The 17,683-nt window shown below is 64.8% G+C and carries 16 protein-coding genes; 7 read left to right on the forward strand and 9 right to left on the reverse strand.

From position 1 onward, the window contains the following. Window position 1 precedes the first annotated feature (1 nt). Window positions 2-373 carry a hypothetical protein gene (locus tag CSC94_RS24700; RefSeq protein ID WP_165784533.1) on the reverse strand — a complete coding sequence of 124 codons (372 nt, stop codon included), beginning with the start codon at window positions 371-373 and terminating at the stop codon, window positions 2-4. Window positions 374-409: 36 nt separating this feature from the next. Then, window positions 410-2,317: an acyl-CoA synthetase gene (locus CSC94_RS20385; RefSeq protein ID WP_099308218.1), complete on the reverse strand. Its 1,908-nt coding sequence runs from the start codon at window positions 2,315-2,317 to the stop codon at window positions 410-412. 354 nt (window positions 2,318-2,671) lie between these two features. Here CSC94_RS20385 and CSC94_RS20390 point away from each other — a divergent pair, with 354 nt between their 5' ends. Beyond that, complete coding sequence (locus CSC94_RS20390; RefSeq protein WP_245408436.1) at window positions 2,672-3,529, forward strand: alpha/beta fold hydrolase; 858 nt, start codon at window positions 2,672-2,674, stop codon at window positions 3,527-3,529. Window positions 3,530-3,543: 14 nt separating this feature from the next. Here the strand turns inward: CSC94_RS20390 and CSC94_RS20395 are convergent, their stop codons facing one another. The 3 genes from CSC94_RS20395 to CSC94_RS20405 all read right to left on the reverse strand — a co-directional run bounded on the left by CSC94_RS20395 (window position 3,544) and on the right by CSC94_RS20405 (window position 6,476). Next, complete coding sequence (locus CSC94_RS20395; protein ID WP_165784534.1) at window positions 3,544-4,818, reverse strand: DUF1254 domain-containing protein; 1,275 nt, start codon at window positions 4,816-4,818, stop codon at window positions 3,544-3,546. 56 nt (window positions 4,819-4,874) lie between these two features. Further along, window positions 4,875-5,498, reverse strand: a complete 624-nt coding sequence (locus CSC94_RS20400; protein ID WP_245408437.1) for a TetR/AcrR family transcriptional regulator — start codon at window positions 5,496-5,498, stop codon at window positions 4,875-4,877. A 63-nt stretch (window positions 5,499-5,561) separates the two neighbouring features. Then, window positions 5,562-6,476, reverse strand: coding sequence for a LysR family transcriptional regulator (locus CSC94_RS20405; RefSeq protein ID WP_099308221.1), 915 nt, complete (start codon window positions 6,474-6,476; stop codon window positions 5,562-5,564). 107 nt (window positions 6,477-6,583) lie between these two features. Between CSC94_RS20405 and CSC94_RS20410 the strand changes: the two genes are divergently transcribed. The 3 genes from CSC94_RS20410 (at window position 6,584) to CSC94_RS20420 (ending at window position 10,382) form a co-directional block, all read left to right on the forward strand. Next, window positions 6,584-7,666, forward strand: a complete 1,083-nt coding sequence (locus tag CSC94_RS20410; RefSeq protein WP_099308244.1) for an LLM class flavin-dependent oxidoreductase — start codon at window positions 6,584-6,586, stop codon at window positions 7,664-7,666. 3 nt (window positions 7,667-7,669) lie between these two features. Then, a complete protein-coding gene (locus CSC94_RS20415; RefSeq protein ID WP_099308222.1) occupies window positions 7,670-8,482 on the forward strand; it encodes a flavin reductase family protein in 813 nt (270 codons plus the stop codon). 271 nt (window positions 8,483-8,753) lie between these two features. Then, the gene (locus CSC94_RS20420; RefSeq protein ID WP_099308223.1) at window positions 8,754-10,382 is read left to right on the forward strand and encodes a flavin-containing monooxygenase; all 1,629 of its coding nucleotides are present in this window, start codon (window positions 8,754-8,756) and stop codon (window positions 10,380-10,382) included. A 25-nt stretch (window positions 10,383-10,407) separates the two neighbouring features. Here CSC94_RS20420 and CSC94_RS20425 read toward each other — a convergent pair whose 3' ends face one another. Next, window positions 10,408-11,613, reverse strand: a complete 1,206-nt coding sequence (locus CSC94_RS20425; RefSeq protein ID WP_099308224.1) for an NADH:flavin oxidoreductase/NADH oxidase — start codon at window positions 11,611-11,613, stop codon at window positions 10,408-10,410. A gap of 235 nt (window positions 11,614-11,848) precedes the next feature. Between CSC94_RS20425 and CSC94_RS20430 the strand changes: the two genes are divergently transcribed. Continuing rightward, the gene (locus CSC94_RS20430; protein WP_099308225.1) at window positions 11,849-12,631 is read left to right on the forward strand and encodes an ion transporter; all 783 of its coding nucleotides are present in this window, start codon (window positions 11,849-11,851) and stop codon (window positions 12,629-12,631) included. 51 nt (window positions 12,632-12,682) lie between these two features. Here CSC94_RS20430 and CSC94_RS20435 read toward each other — a convergent pair whose 3' ends face one another. Further along, entirely contained in the window at window positions 12,683-14,041 is a 1,359-nt protein-coding gene (locus CSC94_RS20435; protein ID WP_165784535.1) for a methyl-accepting chemotaxis protein, read from the reverse strand. Window positions 14,042-14,351: 310 nt separating this feature from the next. Next, complete coding sequence (locus CSC94_RS20440) at window positions 14,352-14,948, reverse strand: Crp/Fnr family transcriptional regulator (protein ID WP_133122943.1); 597 nt, start codon at window positions 14,946-14,948, stop codon at window positions 14,352-14,354. 15 nt (window positions 14,949-14,963) lie between these two features. Here CSC94_RS20440 and CSC94_RS20445 point away from each other — a divergent pair, with 15 nt between their 5' ends. Continuing rightward, on the forward strand, window positions 14,964-15,560 hold the full coding sequence (locus tag CSC94_RS20445) for a hypothetical protein (RefSeq protein ID WP_205853376.1): 597 nt from the start codon (window positions 14,964-14,966) through the stop codon (window positions 15,558-15,560). Window positions 15,561-15,567: 7 nt separating this feature from the next. Then, window positions 15,568-16,476 (forward strand): MBL fold metallo-hydrolase, encoded by a 909-nt coding sequence (locus CSC94_RS20450; protein ID WP_099308228.1) that lies wholly within the window; start codon window positions 15,568-15,570, stop codon window positions 16,474-16,476. Window positions 16,477-16,519: 43 nt separating this feature from the next. Here CSC94_RS20450 and CSC94_RS20455 read toward each other — a convergent pair whose 3' ends face one another. Then, window positions 16,520-17,086 carry an acyltransferase gene (locus CSC94_RS20455; RefSeq protein ID WP_165784536.1) on the reverse strand — a complete coding sequence of 189 codons (567 nt, stop codon included), beginning with the start codon at window positions 17,084-17,086 and terminating at the stop codon, window positions 16,520-16,522. Window positions 17,087-17,683 lie beyond the last annotated feature (597 nt).

Here is a 17,683-nt window from a genome sequence, read left to right on the forward strand (position 1 = left end):
GTCATTCCGGCGCGCGCTTGCCGCGGGGCGGCTTGCGGGTCCGGGCCGGCTTTGTCGCGCCGGCGTCGAGCGCCGTGGTCAGGGCTGCCTCGATCCGCGCCACGGCATCTTCCAGCCGTCCGATCCGCTCGCTCAACGCGACCACGTCCTCGCGCGTCGGCATGTTCATCATCGCCATGGGACCGGTCATCCCTTGCGACATCATGTGCTGGGCGAGGACCGCGGCATTGATTTCCTTGCCCATCGCCTGCGAAACGTCGTCCTTCTTCATGAAGTTGGCCATGGCCTCGCTCCAGCCACGCTCGTTCTGGACGAACCAATCGCGCCATGCGCGGGCCGGATCGAAATCCGGCTTGGGGTCTGACTCACTCACCATGCGCTCCTGTTGCTGGAGAAAGGCCGTCCGGCCTCAAGCATTCCATTCGATGTCGTGGCGAACCGTCAACGGTTCCAGCTTTGCCTTGACCGCGCCGACCGCGCCATCCTTTGCCTCCGCTGGTCCGCTCAGCCGGACCGAGATCAGCGTGCCGAACGCGGGATGGGCGCCGACCTTCACCTCGGCCTCGCAACCATGGCCCTCCAGGACCGGCGCGATCATGCGCAGCACCGCCCGTTTCGCCGCCTCGTAGCGCAGGTCCGGCTTGAAGACCTTGCCGACAGCGGTCAGCGGAATCCGGTCCAGGATGTAGATGTGCACCGGCAGCGCCGCGCGTTCGGGCGTGCGCGCCGCCGTCCACTCCTTGAGTTCGGCTGGGTTTGCCTTGGCGCCCGCCTTGAGCTGGACGAAGGCCACCGGCAGTTCGCCCGCGTAGGCGTCCGGTTCGCCGACCAGCGCCACCTCCTGTACCGCCGGGTGATCGTAGATGACCTCTTCCACGCCGCGCGGGTCGATGTTGTGACCGCCGCGGATGATGAGGTCCTTGGCCCGTCCCGTGATCCAGAGATAACCGTTGGCGTCGAGCCGGCCGAGGTCTCCGCTGTTGACCCAGCCCGGCGCGACGAACGGGGCATCGGACGAGCCGGTCACGTAGCCGGAAAAGACGCCGGGTCCGCTCATCGCCACCACGCCGATTTCCCCGGGCGGACAATCCTTGACGGCCTTGCCGTTGGCATCGAGTTCCACCACCCGGACGCGGCTGTAGGGCAGCGCGCGGCCCACCGATCCGAGGTAGACCGGGCGGTCGGCATAGGAAATCGTGTGACAGCTTGACGCTTCCGTCATGCCGTAGGTTTCAAGGATCTGCAGGTTGAAGCGGTTCTTGTAGGCCTCGGCGACAGCGACCGGGATCGCCGACCCGCCGCCCGTCACCGTCCGGATGCTGGAGACGTCCGCGCCGTCGATCGGCGTGTTCAGCACCGCGCCGATGACGGTCGGAACCGCGGCCAGCACCTCGGGCCTGAAGCGGTCGACGAGCTTCCAGACCTTCGGCATGGCATTCTTGTTGCGCCATCCGCCAGACGACAGGACCACCAGCGTCCCGCCGGAGGACAATTGCTGCAGGCAGTGCGTCAGCGCCCCGCCGACATGGAATAGCGGCAGCGCCATGAACAGGCGCGCGCCGGGGCGTGTCCGGAACATCAGCGCCATGCCCCAGGCCTGGTAGACGAGATTGCCATGGGTCAGTGGGACCAGTTGCGGCAGGCCGGTCGTTCCGCCGGTATGGAAATAGGCGGCGACATCGGTGGACCTGATCTGGCGGCCGCTGATCAGCCGGTCACCCGGCTGCGCGCGTACCGCCGAATTGAAAGACACCGTGCCTTCCGGTGCCGCGCCCCACGGCTCGAAAACCAGGATGGCCTTCAGGTCCGGCAACTGGTCGCGGATCTTCATCACCTTGTCCCAGGTGTCGAACCCTTCGCTCGGCCCCATGGCGATCAGCACCTTGGTTCCCGCCGCGCGCAGGATGTGCGCGATCTGGTCCGGCTCGAGGAAGGGATTGACCGGATTGGCGATCCCGGCCGCCTGGGCCCCCTGCAGCGCATAGAAGGACTGCGGGATCAGCGGCAGCAGAAGGCTGACGACATCCGTGGGGCCGACACCCAGCGCATGCAGCGCGTTCGCCACCTGCGTCACCCGCTCGATGAACTGGCCGTGGGTCATCCGCACCGGCTCTTCGTCCGGGTTGGCATTCGGCAGGAACAGGATCGCCGGTTCGTCCGGGTTGACCGCCGCGCCGACCTTCAGCGCTTCGTAGGTGCTCGACGCCGCGATCCGATCCTCATAGGGCACCGCCTCAAACGCCTCGAGTTCGGCATCGGTCGCAAAGCTCGGCCACGTGTCGCCGATGACGCGATCAAGAACATGGACACCTGCCATCTGATCCTCCCACGCAATCCCCCCGGCAGGCGCGAGGCCAAAAAGCCCCGTGCAACCCAACTCCCCGCTCTTTTTTCTATTTCCCATGCGTCATGGGTCACGGCCACAAAAAACGGCCATTCGGGCCGAATTTCACATTGATGAACATTCGCCGGTCATTGCGCCGGGAGATTGTTGACCCTTTCATCTTGTTGCAGACTGCCGCCGGCCGGAAGCCGGCTCCGGCGCGATACGCGCGGCCGGACACAGCCTTCGGGCCCTGTAGGCCCGACAAAGAGAAGAAGCATGTCGCAGCAAGAGATATCCGCCACATCCGTGCAGCAAACTCCGGAAGCGTTTGCGGAAATCAATGGAATGCCCTTCTGCTGGGACAGCTTTGGCGACTCCGGCGACCCCGCCCTGTTCCTCGTTGCCGGCATGGGCGCGCAAATGGTCAGCTGGGACGATGAATTCTGCATCCGGCTCGCGGCACGCGGGTTCAGGGTCATCCGCGTCGACAACCGCGATTCCGGGCGCTCCGTTCACCTGGCAATGATGGGTATCCCGGATCTCCGCTGGGCAATGATGCGCGCCATGTGGCGTCTGCCCATCCATGCGCCCTACCTGCTTGACGACATGGCCCAGGACATCGTCGGCCTGATGGACGTGCTCGGCATCGCCAAGGCCCACCTCGTCGGCTTTTCGATGGGCGGCGGCATCGCGCAGACCCTGGCCATCGAGCATCCCGCGCGGGTCCTGTCGCTGACGTCGATCGGCTCGACCACCGGTGCGCCCGACCTGCCGCAACCCGACGGCTACGTCGTTTCCCGCGTGATGCGCCCGGCCCCGGCCGAGCTCGACAAATACGTCGACTACTACACCGACACCTGGAAGCTGCTGCGGGCCGGCCGCTTTCCCGGCGAAGAGGCAAGGGACCGCGAGCGGGCGGTCCGCATTCACGGGCGCGGCCTGTATCCGCAGGGAGCCGCCCGGCACACCATGGCCATCCTGGCTTCGGGAAGCCGGCGGTCTGCGCTTCGTTATGTTGCCGTGCCCACCCAGGTGATCCACGGCGATCTCGACCCGCTCGTCCTGCCGGAAGCCGGGCTGGATACCGCCCGCAGCATTCCCGATGCGCGCATGCTCATGCTGGAGGAAATGGGCCATTCCATTCCCCTGCCCCTCTGGCCGCAGATCATCGACGCGATCGCGGCGAACGCCGCCAGGGCCTGACGTGGTCCGCCCGGTCAGGCCTGAACGGGAATGACGACCGGAAGCGTGGCTTCTCCGGCTCTCAGGTCCGGGCGGGGAACATAGGTTCGCAGCGCGATCTGGAACGCGCCCGCCGGTGTCGGCAGCCAGTTGGCCCGCAACTGCGGGTCGTCGGGTGGCTGCCGTTGCAGCGCGATATCCAGCGAGCCGTCGGCGTTGTAGACGAGCCCCGGCGTGCGATTCCCGATCGAATAGCGCCCGATCGGGTTCTCCACCAGGAACCGCTTTCCGTCCGCCGTCGCCTCGTACATGGTGAAGGACCAGAAGGAATCGGTCGGGATACCGCTGGCAGGAACCTTGAGCAGGTAGCGCGACTGACCGTCAAGCGGGGCCCGGCTCTCGTCCTGGTACTTGACGAAATACATCGCCTCGACCGGTTCCAGTGCGCCCAGCCCGCCGAGCGCGACCGAGGCGCGCAAGGGGTAGTTGTCGCCGAAATTGCCGATATCGGCGGCCGCGGCCATCCAGCCCTTGAAATCCTGACGGCCCTGCTGCCCGGCTTTGCCGAGATCGGCGTAGATGGATCCTATGGTCCGGGTCCAGGCTTCGCGGATATCCGAACCGATCTCATTCCAGGCGCCCGGGCCACCGGGCCTCAGGCCCACGCTGCGCCACTGCTCCAGCATCTGCCGTTCGCCAGCCGGAACCGGGTTGCGCGCCAGAAGCTCGTTGACCACGTCGAGGAAGTTTTCCGGCGAGACGGGACTTGCCGGCACGATCCGCGCCCCGGACACCTCGCCGGCACCGGACAGGATCTCGATCTTGTCCTGCATGGCATGGGACCGGGCAAGATCATCCGGCCCGTCGACAAGGCAGCGGCAGAAAAGCCAGGCATCGTGCCCGGGCGCCTGGAGAACGCGCGCACCGTCCGCCTGGTCCGCATCGCCGGGTCCGACGACGCACAGGTCGACCGGCCCGGTCCCCTCCAGCCTCTGTCCCACCACCGCGAAATGGTTGGTGAAGGCATCCATGAAGGCCAGCGACCAGTAGCGCCCTTCCGGCATCGCGCCGACACGGATGCGCACCGGCCCGGAGGACAGGTCGAGCCAGGCATTGGAATAGAGCGTGTCGTTGTTCGGGGCGGTGATCCAGACCGATGCATGATCGCTCAGGTGCCGGTTGTGGCGAAGGCTGTTGGGCGGATACCGGTCGGCGTTGGCCGGGTTCTGGACAGCCGCGAAACGCGTCGCGGCAAAGGCATAAAGCGGGTAGGCGTAGACGAACGCCGACCTGATCTGCTCTTCCGCCATGCGCCGGTCCTCCCCCCGTAAAAGTTCAAATGGCGGCATCGCGATTCCGCGGCCGGTCAGCGTTTCGCCAGTCCGTTGTAGATCGTGTCGAAATAGGTCGAGACGATATCGGCGGCGCGCAGCTCGCCGTCCGGATTGTACCAGCGGTGCATCCAGTTGATGCCGGAAAGGATCAGGCGCCCGGTCATGGCCGGGTCGGTATCGTTGAACTCGCCGCTGGCAATGCCTTCCCGGATCAGGTCGCGCAACCGGCCTTCCAGTTCCTTGCGGTTCCTGATCCGAAGTTCCATCCGGTGACGGTCCGGATCGCTCCAGAAGGCCGTGCTGGCCGCGACCCAGGCCCAGCGGTGATCCTCGAAGAAGGTCGCCATGGCCACCATGAAGGCCCTGATCTTCTCGCCCGCCGGTCCGTCCGCGGGAATGCGCTGGTAGACGAAATCGTAGAGATGCTGCGCCGAGTTGTAGGCGATCAGCGCGTAGAGATTATCCTTGCTGTCGAAGTGGTGGTAGAGCAGAGCCTTGGAAATGCCGCAGGCATCGGAAATGTCGCGCATCGAGGTCCGCTCGAACCCCTTTTGCGCGAAGATGCGGGCACCGGTGCGCAGGATCTCGCGGACCCGGTCGCTCTGCCCCTCCTCGCCCGGATATTCCTCGTCCATCGGACGGGCAGCATCCGCCATGTCAGTCCCCTCTTCGGCCAGCGCCTGCAGTCAACGGTCTATAACGCCCGGCTGACCGCTGGGTCAAGGAACCGCGCGGACCTTGCTTGCCCACGATTCCGAGACGAAATCGAGGTACACGCGCAGCTTCTGCGGAATCTGGATCCCCTCCAGGAAGGTCGCGTAAATGCCCTCCTCGAAGGTCGTGTTCGTCGTCCTGTAGTCTCCCAGCACGCGGCGCAACCGGCCTGAGGCAAGATCGGCTGCCACCGTGTAATCGTCGAGCAGCGCCAGTCCCTGTCCCGCCTTGGCGGCTTCCAGCAGCACCTGGCCGTTGTTGGACGCGAAATTCGACGGAACCTGGATTTCCTCCACCGCGCGATCCTTCCTGAACCGCCAGGTGACCGGGTCGCCGTTGAGCCAGTAGACGAGGCAATTGTGGGCGCGCAGGTTCGCAGGCTGTTCGATCGGCAGCATGCGATCCAGGTAGTCCGGCGAAGCGACGATGATCCGCTGGCTGAGAAAAAGCCGCTTGCGCATCAAGCCGGCTTCCTGCGGCGGCGCGATCCGGAAATCGAGATCATAACCATCCTCGCGCAAACGGACTGCCTTTTCCGACAGGTGCAGTTCCACCGTCACGTCCGGATATTGGCGCGCGAAGTCCACCTGCAGCGGCGCCAGCACCGCCACGCCGAACATCGTGCGCGAGTGAACCCGCAGGACACCGGTCGGCGCCTGTTGCATGGCGCTCATGCCGGCATCGGCCGCGTCGACGGAGGCGAGGATCATTTCCGCCTGCCGCACGTAAAGCTGCCCCGCCTCCGAAAGCACGAGGTTGCGCGTCGAGCGCAGCACCAGCGTCACGCCGAGCTGGTCCTCCAGTTCGGCGATCTGCCGGGAAACGCTGGCCGGCGAAAGGCCGAATTTCCGGCCGGTCTGCGAGAAGCTCCCCGTTTCCGCCGTCGCCACCAGAAGCGCCATCGCCCTGAGCTTGTCCATCGGTCACCTTTGCATTTTTTGAAAAGCTGATGCCAGGAATGACCTTATTGTTATCATATTCCAACGGACTTACCATCCGGTCAGTCAGTCTATCTAGGGAGGATATGATGGAATTCGGTGTCTTTCTGCTCGCACAGCAGCGCAGCTACCAACAATCGTCGCACGACATCATCCAGAACTCGATCGAGCAGACGGTAGCCGCCGAGCAGGCCGGCTTCGACACGGCCTGGTACGCCGAACACCATTTCAACAATTACTCGCTGTCGCCGTCGCCGCTGATGCTCTGTGCCCATGCGGCCGCCAAGACCTCGCGCATCCACCTCGGCCCCGCCGTCTGCGTGCTGCCGCTCTACCAGGCGCCGCGCTTCCTCGCCGAGGTCGGTCTCGTCGACTCGCTGTCGAACGGACGCCTCGAACTGGGCATCGGCTCCGGCTACCAGCAGTTCGAGTTCGAACGCTTCGGCACCGACCTTTCCGAGGCCGGCAAGATGTTCCAGGAATACATGGACGTTATCCCGATGGCGCTGACGCAGAAGTCGTTCGAGTATGACGGCAAGTACCTCAAGATCCCGCAGAGCTCGCTCAATGTGCGCTGCGTTCAGGATCCGATGCCGCCGATCTGGGTGACGACCGGCAACCCGCTCGTCCGGGCCCGCGCCATGCGCGAAGGCTACAACCTGTTCATCACCGCGCTGCTGGGCGGCCTTGACGCCATCCGGGTGCTGCGGTCGAAGATGGAAGAGGCAGCGGATGCCGCCGGCACCAATGTCGACGACACCAAGTTCGGCTTCCTGCGTTGCGGCTTCGCCAGCGAGAACAAGGCCGATATCGACGCCTATCTCGACAGCGCCCGCTTTGCCCGTCGGCTGTCGGAAAGCCTGCGTGACCGCCGCCAGGAGACCGACGACGGCTACCTGATGCAGGAAGTGCCGCTGCAGCAGGAAATGACCCTCGACGAGATGCGCGCCAATCTTCCGGTCGGCAGCGTCAACCAGGTCATCGACCGGATGCTGGAGGAAATCGAGATCCTCAAGCCGCGCCACATCGCGCTGCAGACGCAGCTCGGCGATTGCGACCAGACGACGATGCTGCGGCAGATCGAGGTCTGGGGCGACAAGATCATTCCCGCCATCCGCAAGGCGCTGGGCAGCGATGCCGGGACCGCCGCGCCGAAATACGCGACGGCCTGAGCCATGCGGATCGTCATCGCAGAATCCGGTCCGCCGCGCCTCGAGGATCCGACCGACTTCACCCGCTTTTCCATCCTGATGGATGGCAAGTTCAAGCCGCACCCCGGGACCGCCCTGCGCGGTATCGGCCGGCTCTCCTGCGACGGCCACGCCTGGGTTCGCCCGGATTGCCTTCGCGCCCTTCTGCCGGTCGACCTGCCGGCCGACTGGGAAGCCGGCTTCGCCAGCATGGTGGCCTTCGCCCAGTCCCGGGGCTGGATCGGTGAAGGGGGCGCCATCCGCGCCCACATCGAGTTCCGCGACGCGTCCGAACCGGTGTCCAACGCGGCCTTCAGGAATGCCATGCGCAAGTTCGCCTCCGGCGTCTGCGTCGTGGCCGCCGGGGAAGGCGCCGATCGCCGGGGCATGACCGTCTCGGCCTTTTCCTCGGTTTCGGCCGAGCCGCCGATGATCCTCGTCTGCATCAATTCCACGTCGGCCAGCCACGATGCCATCGTCAACGCGGAGCGCTTTTCGGTGAACATTCTCGGCGAGGACCAGGCAGAGATCGCCCGCACCTTCGCCGGCATGAACGGACTGCAGGGCGCCGACCGCTTTGCCGATGCCGGCTGGCAGCAGGCATCCGGCGTTCCGACGCTGCCCGACAGCCTCCAGTGCCTTGTCTGCCGCCCGGTGATCCGCGAGCGTGCCGGCTCGCACACGGTTCTGATCGGCCAGGTGACTTCGGCCAGCGAAGCCTGCGAGAGCCGGATGCCGCTGATCAATTACTGCGGCACGCTTCAGGGCCTGCGCGCGGGCTTGGAAAAGGCAGCCTGAAACCGGCTGGCCGAAGATCAGGATTGAAACGCAAACCGGCCTGGCGCCTTGGGGCGCCGGGCATTTGCGGCGTGTCCGGGCAAGGACGCGTCAGCCCCGCCACAGGGCCGGAAAGCCTGCATTTCTGAGGCCTGCGACGGACCGTTTTTGAGCGGTGACTTCACAGATGTAAAACTGCACTTCAGTCGGCTGAGAAAGCTTGATGGAGACCGCGCGGGCGCATTTACTTGCCCGACTAGACAGCATTTCGGCTGAACCGGGAGGAAGAATCATGAGCACTGACCAGGCAACACGCGTTGACGTTCTTATCGTCGGCGCCGGTTTTGGCGGCATGTATGCGCTCTACAAGTTCCGTGGCATGGGACTGAAGACCGTTGGCATCGAGGCCGGCGGCAATGTCGGCGGCGTTTGGTACTGGAACCGCTATCCGGGCGCGCGTTGCGACCTGATGAGCATCGACTACAGCTACGGCTTCTCCGACGAGATCCAGCAGGAATGGACCTGGTCGGAACAGTTCGCCGCCCAGCCGGAAATCCTCGCCTACGCGAATTTCGTCGCCGACCGGCTCGACCTGCGCAAGGACTTCAAGTTCAACACCCGCGTCACCAGCGCCATCTGGGACGAGGACGAGAAGGTATGGCGCGCGACGACCGACGCCGGCGAAGTGCTGGAAGCACCCTATTGCGTCATGGCGACCGGGCCGCTCTCCATCCCCAAGGATCCGGACATCCCGGGCATCGACAGGTTCAAGGCCGAACTGCTGCGTGCGCAGAAATGGCCGCATGACCCGGTCAGCTATGCCGGCAAGCGCGTCGGCGTGATCGGCACCGGCTCCACCGGCATCCAGATCATCCAGGAAATCGGCCCGAAGGCCGGCGAACTCTTCGTCTTCCAGCGCACGCCGAGCTTCACGCTGCCGATGCGCAACCATGACCTCGAGCCGGACTACGTGGCCGAGATGAAGCGCCACTACAAGGCGATCCGCGAGGCCTGCCGCAACAACCCCACCGGTGGCGCCCGCCCGATCTCGACCCGCCCCTATTTCAGCCTGCCGCCGACCCAGCGCCGCCAGCTCATGGAACAGGCCTGGATCAACGGCGGCCATACCTTCCTCGGCATTTTCTCCGACCTGATGATCAACCCGGACGCCAACGAGGAAGTGGCCGACTTCGTGCGCGAGAAGATCGGCGAGATCGTCACGGATCCCGCGACCGCCGAAGCGCTCAAGCCGCGCGGTTACCCGATCTTCGCCCGCCGTCCCTGCCTCGACACCTCCTACTACGAGACCTACAACCGCGAGAACGTGCACCTGATCGACTGCAAGAGCGACCCGATCATCGAGATCACGGAGAAGGGCATTCGCACCGAATCGGGCGAGACCGAACTCGACATGCTGATCTTCGCCACCGGCTACGACGCGCTGACCGGGGCCCTGCTCGCCTTCGACGTGAAGGGCCGCGACGGCATCTCGCTGAAGGACAAGTGGAAGGATGGCCCGACCTCGCTCTACGGCATGATGCTGCACGGCTTCCCGAACCTTTTCGCCGTGAGCGGACCGAACGGCCCTGCCGCGCTGGCCAACCTGATCACCATCGCCGAGCACGACGTGGACTGGATCGCCAACGTCATTACCCACATGGACCGCAACGGGCTGAAATCCATCGAGCCGACCCAGAAGGCCGAGGACGACTGGATGAAGCTCGTCGCAACGCTGGCCGAGCACTCCCTCATCCGCAAGGCCAACACCTGGTGGGTGGGCGCGAACGTGAAGGGCAAGCCGCAGGGCCTGACCATGTTCATCGGCGGCTTCAACAAGTATCGCGACCTGTGCCTCAAGCCGAGCCAGGACGGATACGCCGACTTCATCTTCGACAAGCAGAAGCAGTCGGCCGCCGCCTGAAGCCGATAGGCCCCGACCGGCCGGTCTACCCGGCCCGGCGGTTCCGGCCGGCCCCATCGGGCCGGTCCCAGCCGGAGGCGGAAGGACGGTCCGCCTGCGTACTGCTGGATGCTGGCTGGCTGTCGGGATGAACGATCCGGTATCCGGTCCAATTGTTCGGCCGCGCCCGCAGGTATTGCGGCGGATAGTCGATATCCGCGCCAAGCGCCGCCGCGGCATGCCATCCCCAGCGCGGGTCATCGATGATCGCCCGCGCGATGGCGACGAGATCCGCCTCCCCGTTCGCGACGATGCTCTCGGCCTGCTGCGGATCGACGATGAAGCCGACGGCCATTGCGGCGAGTCCTGTTTCCTGCTTGATGCGCGTGGCGAACGGCACCTGGTGCCCCGGCGAGGCCGGCGGGATGACCGCGTCGGGGACGAGATTGCCCGCTGACATCACGACGTAATCCACCCCTTCGGCCTCCAGCGCCTTCGCGAAGACGATCGCGTCGTCCGGCGTCGCGCCGTCCGGGTGCCAGTCCGTGCTGTTGACGCGCACGCCGAGCGCGATGCGCCCGTCCACGGCAGTTCGGACCGCGCGAACGACCTCCAGCGGAAAGCGCATCCGGTTCTCCAGGCTGCCGCCATAGGAATCACTTCGCTGGTTGGTCAGCGGCGACAGGAACCCGTGCAACAGGTAGCCATGCGCCGCATGCACTTCGACGAGGTCGAAGCCGGCCCGCACGGCCCTGCGGGCTGCGTCGGCGTAGGCCTCCACCAGGTCCGCGATTCCCCCGGGCGTCAGTTCTTCCGGTACGGCCCACTGGTCGTTGTAGGCGATCGCCGAGGCCGAGCAGGTCCGCCATGCCCCCTCCTCCGGCGGCAGCGACTCGCCTTTCCAGCGGTCGCGGATGGACCGGGCCGAACCGCGCCGCCCGGCATGGCCAAGCTGGATCCCGATCCGGGCACCGGACAGTTTCCGGGCTTCCCGGACGATTCCGCCCAGAGCCGTTTCCTGCTCGTCGGTGTAGAGGCCAAGACAGCCGTGGGTGATGCGCCCACGCGCCTCCACCGCAGTCGCCTCGAGGATGACCAGCCCGGCACCCGACATCATCAGGCTGCCGGCATGGATCAGGTGCCAGGACTGCGGGCATCCGTTCTCGGCGCTGTACTGGCACATCGGTGACACGACGATGCGGTTGCCAAGGTCGAGCGGACCGAGGCGGAATGTCGAAAACAGCGCACTCATGAAAAGCCTCCCGTCTGTCTCACGCGTGTACCGCCATTCTGACGGAAGGCCGGATCGTTTGCGAAGAGGGAAACGGGCCGTTCGCCAACTTCACACATGTGAAACGGGGACGCCCAAAGGCTATCGGCCCCGCGGGCGGTTCCGGCAGGGGTCGCAACTTCGCCCATGGCATTGAACGGGAAATGCTTTTACACCATCTGAAACCCGAAATCCTCCACCCCCGGGAACCGGATCCATGCAAGTGCTTGAAAGACTCGTGCGCTCCCAACGTTTCGAGATGGCGATCATTGCGCTGATCGTCATCAACGCCATCACACTGGGCCTGGAAACCACGGTCGTGGCCGGCAGCGGCATGGAAACGGTGCTCTACGCGATCGACCGGGTCCTGCTGGTCGTTTTCACGGTTGAACTCGCGGCACGGGCGCTGGTTTTCCGGTCGCGCTTCTTTCACGACCCCTGGCGCATTTTCGATCTGCTCGTGGTCGGTATTGCCTGGATTCCCTCGACCGGCGGCCTGTCGGTCCTGCGCGCCCTGCGCATCCTGCGCGTGTTGCGCCTCATCAGCGTTGTGCCGTCCCTGCGCCGGGTCATCGGCGGATTGCTGGCCGCCCTGCCCGGCATGGGGTCGATCCTCGCGCTGATCATGCTGATTTTCTACGTCTTCTCGGTAATGGCCACCAAGCTCTTCGGAAGCCAGTTCCCGGAATGGTTCGGCTCCATCGGCGCCTCCGCCTATTCCCTGTTCCAGATCATGACGCTGGAAAGCTGGTCCATGGGCATCGTCCGCCCGGTCATGGAAGTCTATCCGCTGGCCTGGCTCTTCTTCATCCCCTTCATCGTGGTGACCACCTTCACCGTGCTCAACCTGTTCATCGGTATCATCGTTTCGGCCATGCAGGCCGAACACGAGGAAACCGCTGCGCGCGACCGGGAGGAACTGCACAACGACCAGACGGCGATCATGGGAGAACTGCAGGCCCTGCGCCGCGAAATCGAGGCCCTGCGCAGGCAGGCCTGATCCGGTTCGAGCGGGAATGTTCCAGGCTTCGCGGGCGCGGCAACCGGCGGATCAGGCGGCGACCGGCCGCTTCCCGCCCATTGCGGACGACTGCGCCGAATGGACCTGGAACCGCGTCATGAGCTGGCGCAGGTTGGCGGCGCGTTCGACGAGCGCCTTGTTGGCCGCAAACGTTTCCTCGGCCAGCTTCGCGTTCTGCTTGGTGGTGCTGTCGATCTGGCCGATCGCACCGCTGACCGAGGCAAGCGAGCGGCTCTGCTCGTCGGAAATCGCCATCAGGCGCGCCATCACCGTTTCGGCCAGTTCGATCTGCTGAAGGATTGTCCCGAACGCGGTTCCCGTCATGCCGACCAGTTCCCCGCCCTCCTGCACGGCAGAGCCAGACTGGCCGACGAGGTCCGAGATGCTCTTGCCTGCGCTGGAAGACGTCTGGGCCAGCGTCCGGATCTCGCTCGCAACGACGCCGAAGCCGAGCCCCTGGTCTCCGGCGCGCGCGGCCTCGACACCGGCATTCAGCGCCAGCAGGTTGGTCTGCATCGCGATGTCGTTGATGATGGCGATGGTACGCTCGATCTCTTCGGAGAATGCGCCGATCCGCTGCATCGATTCGATCGCCTTGGAAACCGTGCCCGAGGCATCCCGGGCCTGGGCCGCGGAAGACTGGATCGTGTCCTTGGCCGCCTGGGTCTCCTTCATTGTCGCCTGCGTTCCGTCCGTCAGCGAACGCACGGCCGTCGTCGACTTCTCGAGGCTGTCCGCCTGCTGGCGCACCCGTTCGGCCAGGCTTTCGGCCAGCCGGGACATGTTCATCGCATAGGTCCCGATCTGCTCGGCGTCGCCGATGACCGCGGCAATCGAATCGCTGAGCGTCGAGACGGATTCGTTGAAGTCGCGCCGGATCGGTTCGTAGTCGGCGGAAAAGCGCTTCTGCAGGCGCACGGAGAGGTCGCCCCTCGCCATCCGCTGGAGAGCATCGCCGAGCACCTGGACGACCTCCTCCTGCTGCTGCTTGGCCTCTTCCATCTCCAGGCGCTTCATTTCGATTTCGGTGTGGTCGACCAATGTTTCGAGGACGCCGGCCACCTCCCCGTCGGGACCCATGATCTTGCAGGCATCGATCAGCAGGAAGCGCCGGCCGCCTTTCGGCAGGTCGCACCAGTTGTGCGCACGCAGGTGGCTGCTGTCGGCATTGTTGCCGTCCGCGTAGAGCTTTGCGATATCCGCCGACTTGCCCGAAAGCGCGAGATCGGCGAGACAGGGCCGTTCGTGCGGATAGAAACCGCGCCAGTGTTCCTTCGTGCCGATCATGCCCCGCGCGGACATGCCGGTGAGTTCCTCGCAGGCCTTGTTCCAGTAGGCGACGGCCCCGTTGGCGTCGAGCACGAAGCAGGGAACCGCCATGGCGGTCACCGCGCTCTCCAGGCCAAGCCGATGAAGACCCGGTTTCGCCGCTTCCTCGGCCGCACGGCCGCCAAACAAACTCCCGAAAACCCGCACGTTTCGTTCCCTCGATGTCACACCGGTCCCCCGTGGCGCCGGATTGCTGTTCAGCTTTTCCGGGGAAACACATTCGTTTCCCTTCATGGTAAGGTTGACAGTCCGCTGGACTGGTGAATTTTGATTTAAGTTTTCATGGTCGAATTCAGGAGTGCCGCGCGCGCTCACCGGCCGCACGAGCATTTACCGCCCCTTTCGCGGCCCGCATCGGGGGCCCGGATCGTCAGGTCCCGCGCCGTCGGGCGAGTTCCCTGTAAAGCGCTTCCCGGGTCACCCCCAGTTCTGCGGCGAGATCCTGCCAGCCTCCCTTTGCCGGCAAAATATTTCCCTCCGACAGCCAGGCGTCGAGCCGGTCTGTGACGCGTGGAAGCGATCGGATCTCGGCCCGTACCCGGGCCGCCTGGACGCTGCGCGCCAGGGTCGCTGCCCAGGCCTCGGCAAGCCGGTTGTCATTTTTCAGGGCACCAAGGAAATCATGGCGGCCAAGCGCCGCGACCGCAGCGTTCCCGGCCGCCACCGCATCGCAATGGTAACGGGCCGAGTAGACGGACGCTTCCGCCAGTACCGTTCCCGGCCCGGCATTCTGAAGCACGAGCATCTGGCCCTGCTCGGTGTGCCGGCGCAAGTGGACTTGCCCCGATGAGACAAGGAAGACAAGGCTGACGGTCTGCCCGGCATGAAACAGCGTATCGCCGGCGACAAGATCGATGCGGCGAGCCCCGTCAAAGAGATCGGTGATGGCGGCTTGCATGATCATAATCATATGACCTGCACCGGGAAGCTGCAATACAAAGACCCGGAAACCGACGATCGGAAACAAGACATGAGGGTCCCAATGCTCAGGCTTCTGTTGCTCATCGCCATCTTATCCGGTCCGGGGCTTGCCCAAGCCGGCGACATGACGGACCACGCCGGCCACGCCATGTCCGGGCACATGATGATGGATGGCGGGCATGACCATGCGGCGATGATGCAACAGGCCGCACTCCCGGTGCGTGAGGGTGGCCAGGCCGCGTTTGCTGCGATCCAGGAGATCGTCGCACGGCTGATGGCCGATCCGTCGACGGACTGGAGCCAAGTCGACATCGAGGCCCTGCGCCAGCACCTGATCGACATGGACAATGTCACCCTGCGCGCCGAGGTCGAAACACAGGTCCTCGACGATGGCGCCCGCTTCGTTGCCACGTCCGCGGATCCGGGCGTTACGGCCTCGATCCGCGCCATGGTGCCCGCCCACGTGGCGACCATGAACGGTGTCGAAGGCTGGCAGATGACGGCCGAGGACATCCCCGGTGGCGCGGCGATGACCGTGACCGGTCCGGATGTCGACCGCATTCGTGCGCTCGGCTTCATCGGCATCATGACGGTGGGCATGCATCATCAGGCCCATCACCTGGCCCTCGCTACCGGCCGGAACCCGCACCAGCATTGAGGCTGCCATGAAGTGGTTGCTCGCCCTCGCCGCTCTTCTCGTCCCGTTCACCGTCGCGGCAGACGGACTGAAGGTTGACGCTGTCGCGCCCGGCATCTGGGCCATCGAGGGACCGTCAATCCAGCGCAATGCCGGGAACCTTGCCAACAATTCGACTTTCGGCCTGATCGAGACAGGGTCAGGCGCTGTCCTCGTCGACCCTGGCGGCAGCTGGGCCGGCGCGGCGGCGCTGCATGCGGTCGTCAAGGGCCTGACCGACCAGCCCGTGACCCATGTCATCGACACCGGCGGGCAGGATCACCGCTGGCTTGGCAATGGCTACTGGAAGGCACAGGGGGCGACCGTCATTGCCTCGGAAGCGGCCGTCGCCGACCAGCAGGAACGCGCGTCGATGCAGTTGAGCATGCTGTCCCAACTCCTTGGCGCCGCGCTCGATGGAACGGAGCCAGCCTACGCGGATGTAACGTTCGCCGGCAGCTACAGGCTCGATCTCGGCGGACGGCATATCGAAATCGTCCACCCGGGCCCGGCGCACACGCCGGGCGACAGCTTCGTCTGGCTCCCGGACGAGAAGATCGTCTTCGCGGGCGATATCGTTTTCGTCGGCAGGCTTCTGGGTGTTCTCGATTTTTCCGACAGTGGCGGATGGCTCGATGCCTTTTCCGCCATCGACGCCCTATCGCCTCGCATCGTCGTTCCGGGTCACGGCCCGGCGGCAACCCTGGAACGGGCAAGGTCAGACACGCGGGATTACCTGGACAACCTGCGCAAACGCATCCGGGATCATATCGACGCCGGCGGCGACATCATCGGCTCCGTCGATGTCGATCAGTCCGCCTTCCGTCACCTGGACCAGTTCGACGCCCTTGCCGGCCGGAATGCACAGGCTGTCTTCCAGCAGATGGAATGGGAATAGGACCGGGCGCGCGCGTCTCGTGGTTCAGAACTGTGGAGACCGGTCAGACCGCCTTCTTGCGGACGGCAGGCAGGCCGGCATAGAGCCCGGACGCGTAGCGCCCGGCCTTGACCACCGCGTTGGCGGCGATCACGGTCCGCGACGCGAGTTCGGCCCCTGCAAAGATGCGCACGCCGGAGAAGATCATGCAATCGTCGCCGATGATGATCGGCTTTTTACGCATCGGGCTATATTTCATCGGCGTGCCTGGATCGCTGATATCGAAATCGAAACTGATCAACGAACACTGGTGGGCGATCGAGACATTGTCCCCGATGCGGATCCCGCCCTTCCCGTCGAGGTAACAGGTCTCGAAGATCGAGACGTTCGATCCCAGTTCGATCTCTTCCCAGAAGGTCACGCGCACCCCGGTCTCGAAGACCACGTTGTCGCCGCAGGCCTTTGCCAGGCGCTTGGCCCAGAGATAGCGAAGCGCGATGCCGAGTCTCCACGGAACGAGCTCCAGCAGCGGCCAGGTGACGCTGAAGAGAAAGCGCGGCAGCACCGAAAAGACGGAATTGATCAGCCCGATCAGAGGCTTGACCTTCTCGAAGATATCTTTTCCAGCCATGGCCATAGTCCGCTGACCCGTCTTGCCTGTCCAGTTTCGGGCCGCAGCATAGACGCTGAAGTTAACCGGCTTCTGAACAAGCCGGCAGTTCACGAAAATGTCAGAGGCCCAGAAACCGGGCGCGCAACTTGGCGATGCTGTTCAATAACCCGCCGATGACCGCGCCGTTGGCGTCCGCTATGGCAGCGGTCGCGATTTTTACGCAGGAACCCTTGTCTCCCTATGGAAAACAGCCGCCGATACCTAGGCATGCACCATCATCGCGAAGCTTCCATGCCGGCGACGGTGCGGATGTCGGGAGTTGGTTGGTTGCGGGGGCAGGCTTGGACCCTGCGACGGTCAGGTTGTGGTCCGCAGGACGACGAGCGACCTCGCCAGCGGAAGCGAAGCTTTCGCGTTGGCGACGGTGTGGATGTCGGAAGTTGGTTGGTTGCGGGGGCAGGATTTGCGGTTTGTGTCCCGCTGCGCCGGGTTTGCCGTGACCTGCTCCCCTGAATGTACTCATTCATAGGCTAGCCCTGTTCACGTTGTGGTCCCTTGCGGACCGGGTTGCGAATTCGTTCGGTGTGAGCCCATTGAGGCTCGTGTGTGGGCGGT

It is taken from the genome of Zhengella mangrovi (assembly GCF_002727065.1).
Taxonomy (GTDB): domain Bacteria; phylum Pseudomonadota; class Alphaproteobacteria; order Rhizobiales; family Rhizobiaceae; genus Zhengella; species Zhengella mangrovi.

What these genes read in the sequence shown, in the direction of transcription:
- CSC94_RS20395 (WP_165784534.1), bottom strand. Translation starts at nt 4,818, where the DNA reads ATGGCGGAAGAGCAGATCAGGTCGGCGTTCGTCTACGCCTACCCGCTT.
- CSC94_RS20425 (WP_099308224.1), bottom strand. Translation starts at nt 11,613, where the DNA reads ATGAGTGCGCTGTTTTCGACATTCCGCCTCGGTCCGCTCGACCTTGGC.
- CSC94_RS20385 (WP_099308218.1), bottom strand. Translation starts at nt 2,317, where the DNA reads ATGGCAGGTGTCCATGTTCTTGATCGCGTCATCGGCGACACGTGGCCG.
- CSC94_RS20455 (WP_165784536.1), bottom strand. Translation starts at nt 17,086, where the DNA reads ATGGCTGGAAAAGATATCTTCGAGAAGGTCAAGCCTCTGATCGGGCTG.
- CSC94_RS20390 (WP_245408436.1), top strand. Translation starts at nt 2,672, where the DNA reads ATGCCCTTCTGCTGGGACAGCTTTGGCGACTCCGGCGACCCCGCCCTG.
- CSC94_RS20400 (WP_245408437.1), bottom strand. Translation starts at nt 5,498, where the DNA reads ATGGCGGATGCTGCCCGTCCGATGGACGAGGAATATCCGGGCGAGGAG.
- CSC94_RS20410 (WP_099308244.1), top strand. Translation starts at nt 6,584, where the DNA reads ATGGAATTCGGTGTCTTTCTGCTCGCACAGCAGCGCAGCTACCAACAA.
- CSC94_RS20405 (WP_099308221.1), bottom strand. Translation starts at nt 6,476, where the DNA reads ATGGACAAGCTCAGGGCGATGGCGCTTCTGGTGGCGACGGCGGAAACG.
- CSC94_RS20450 (WP_099308228.1), top strand. Translation starts at nt 15,568, where the DNA reads ATGAAGTGGTTGCTCGCCCTCGCCGCTCTTCTCGTCCCGTTCACCGTC.
- CSC94_RS20420 (WP_099308223.1), top strand. Translation starts at nt 8,754, where the DNA reads ATGAGCACTGACCAGGCAACACGCGTTGACGTTCTTATCGTCGGCGCC.
- CSC94_RS20430 (WP_099308225.1), top strand. Translation starts at nt 11,849, where the DNA reads ATGCAAGTGCTTGAAAGACTCGTGCGCTCCCAACGTTTCGAGATGGCG.
- CSC94_RS20415 (WP_099308222.1), top strand. Translation starts at nt 7,670, where the DNA reads ATGCGGATCGTCATCGCAGAATCCGGTCCGCCGCGCCTCGAGGATCCG.
- CSC94_RS20445 (WP_205853376.1), top strand. Translation starts at nt 14,964, where the DNA reads ATGCTCAGGCTTCTGTTGCTCATCGCCATCTTATCCGGTCCGGGGCTT.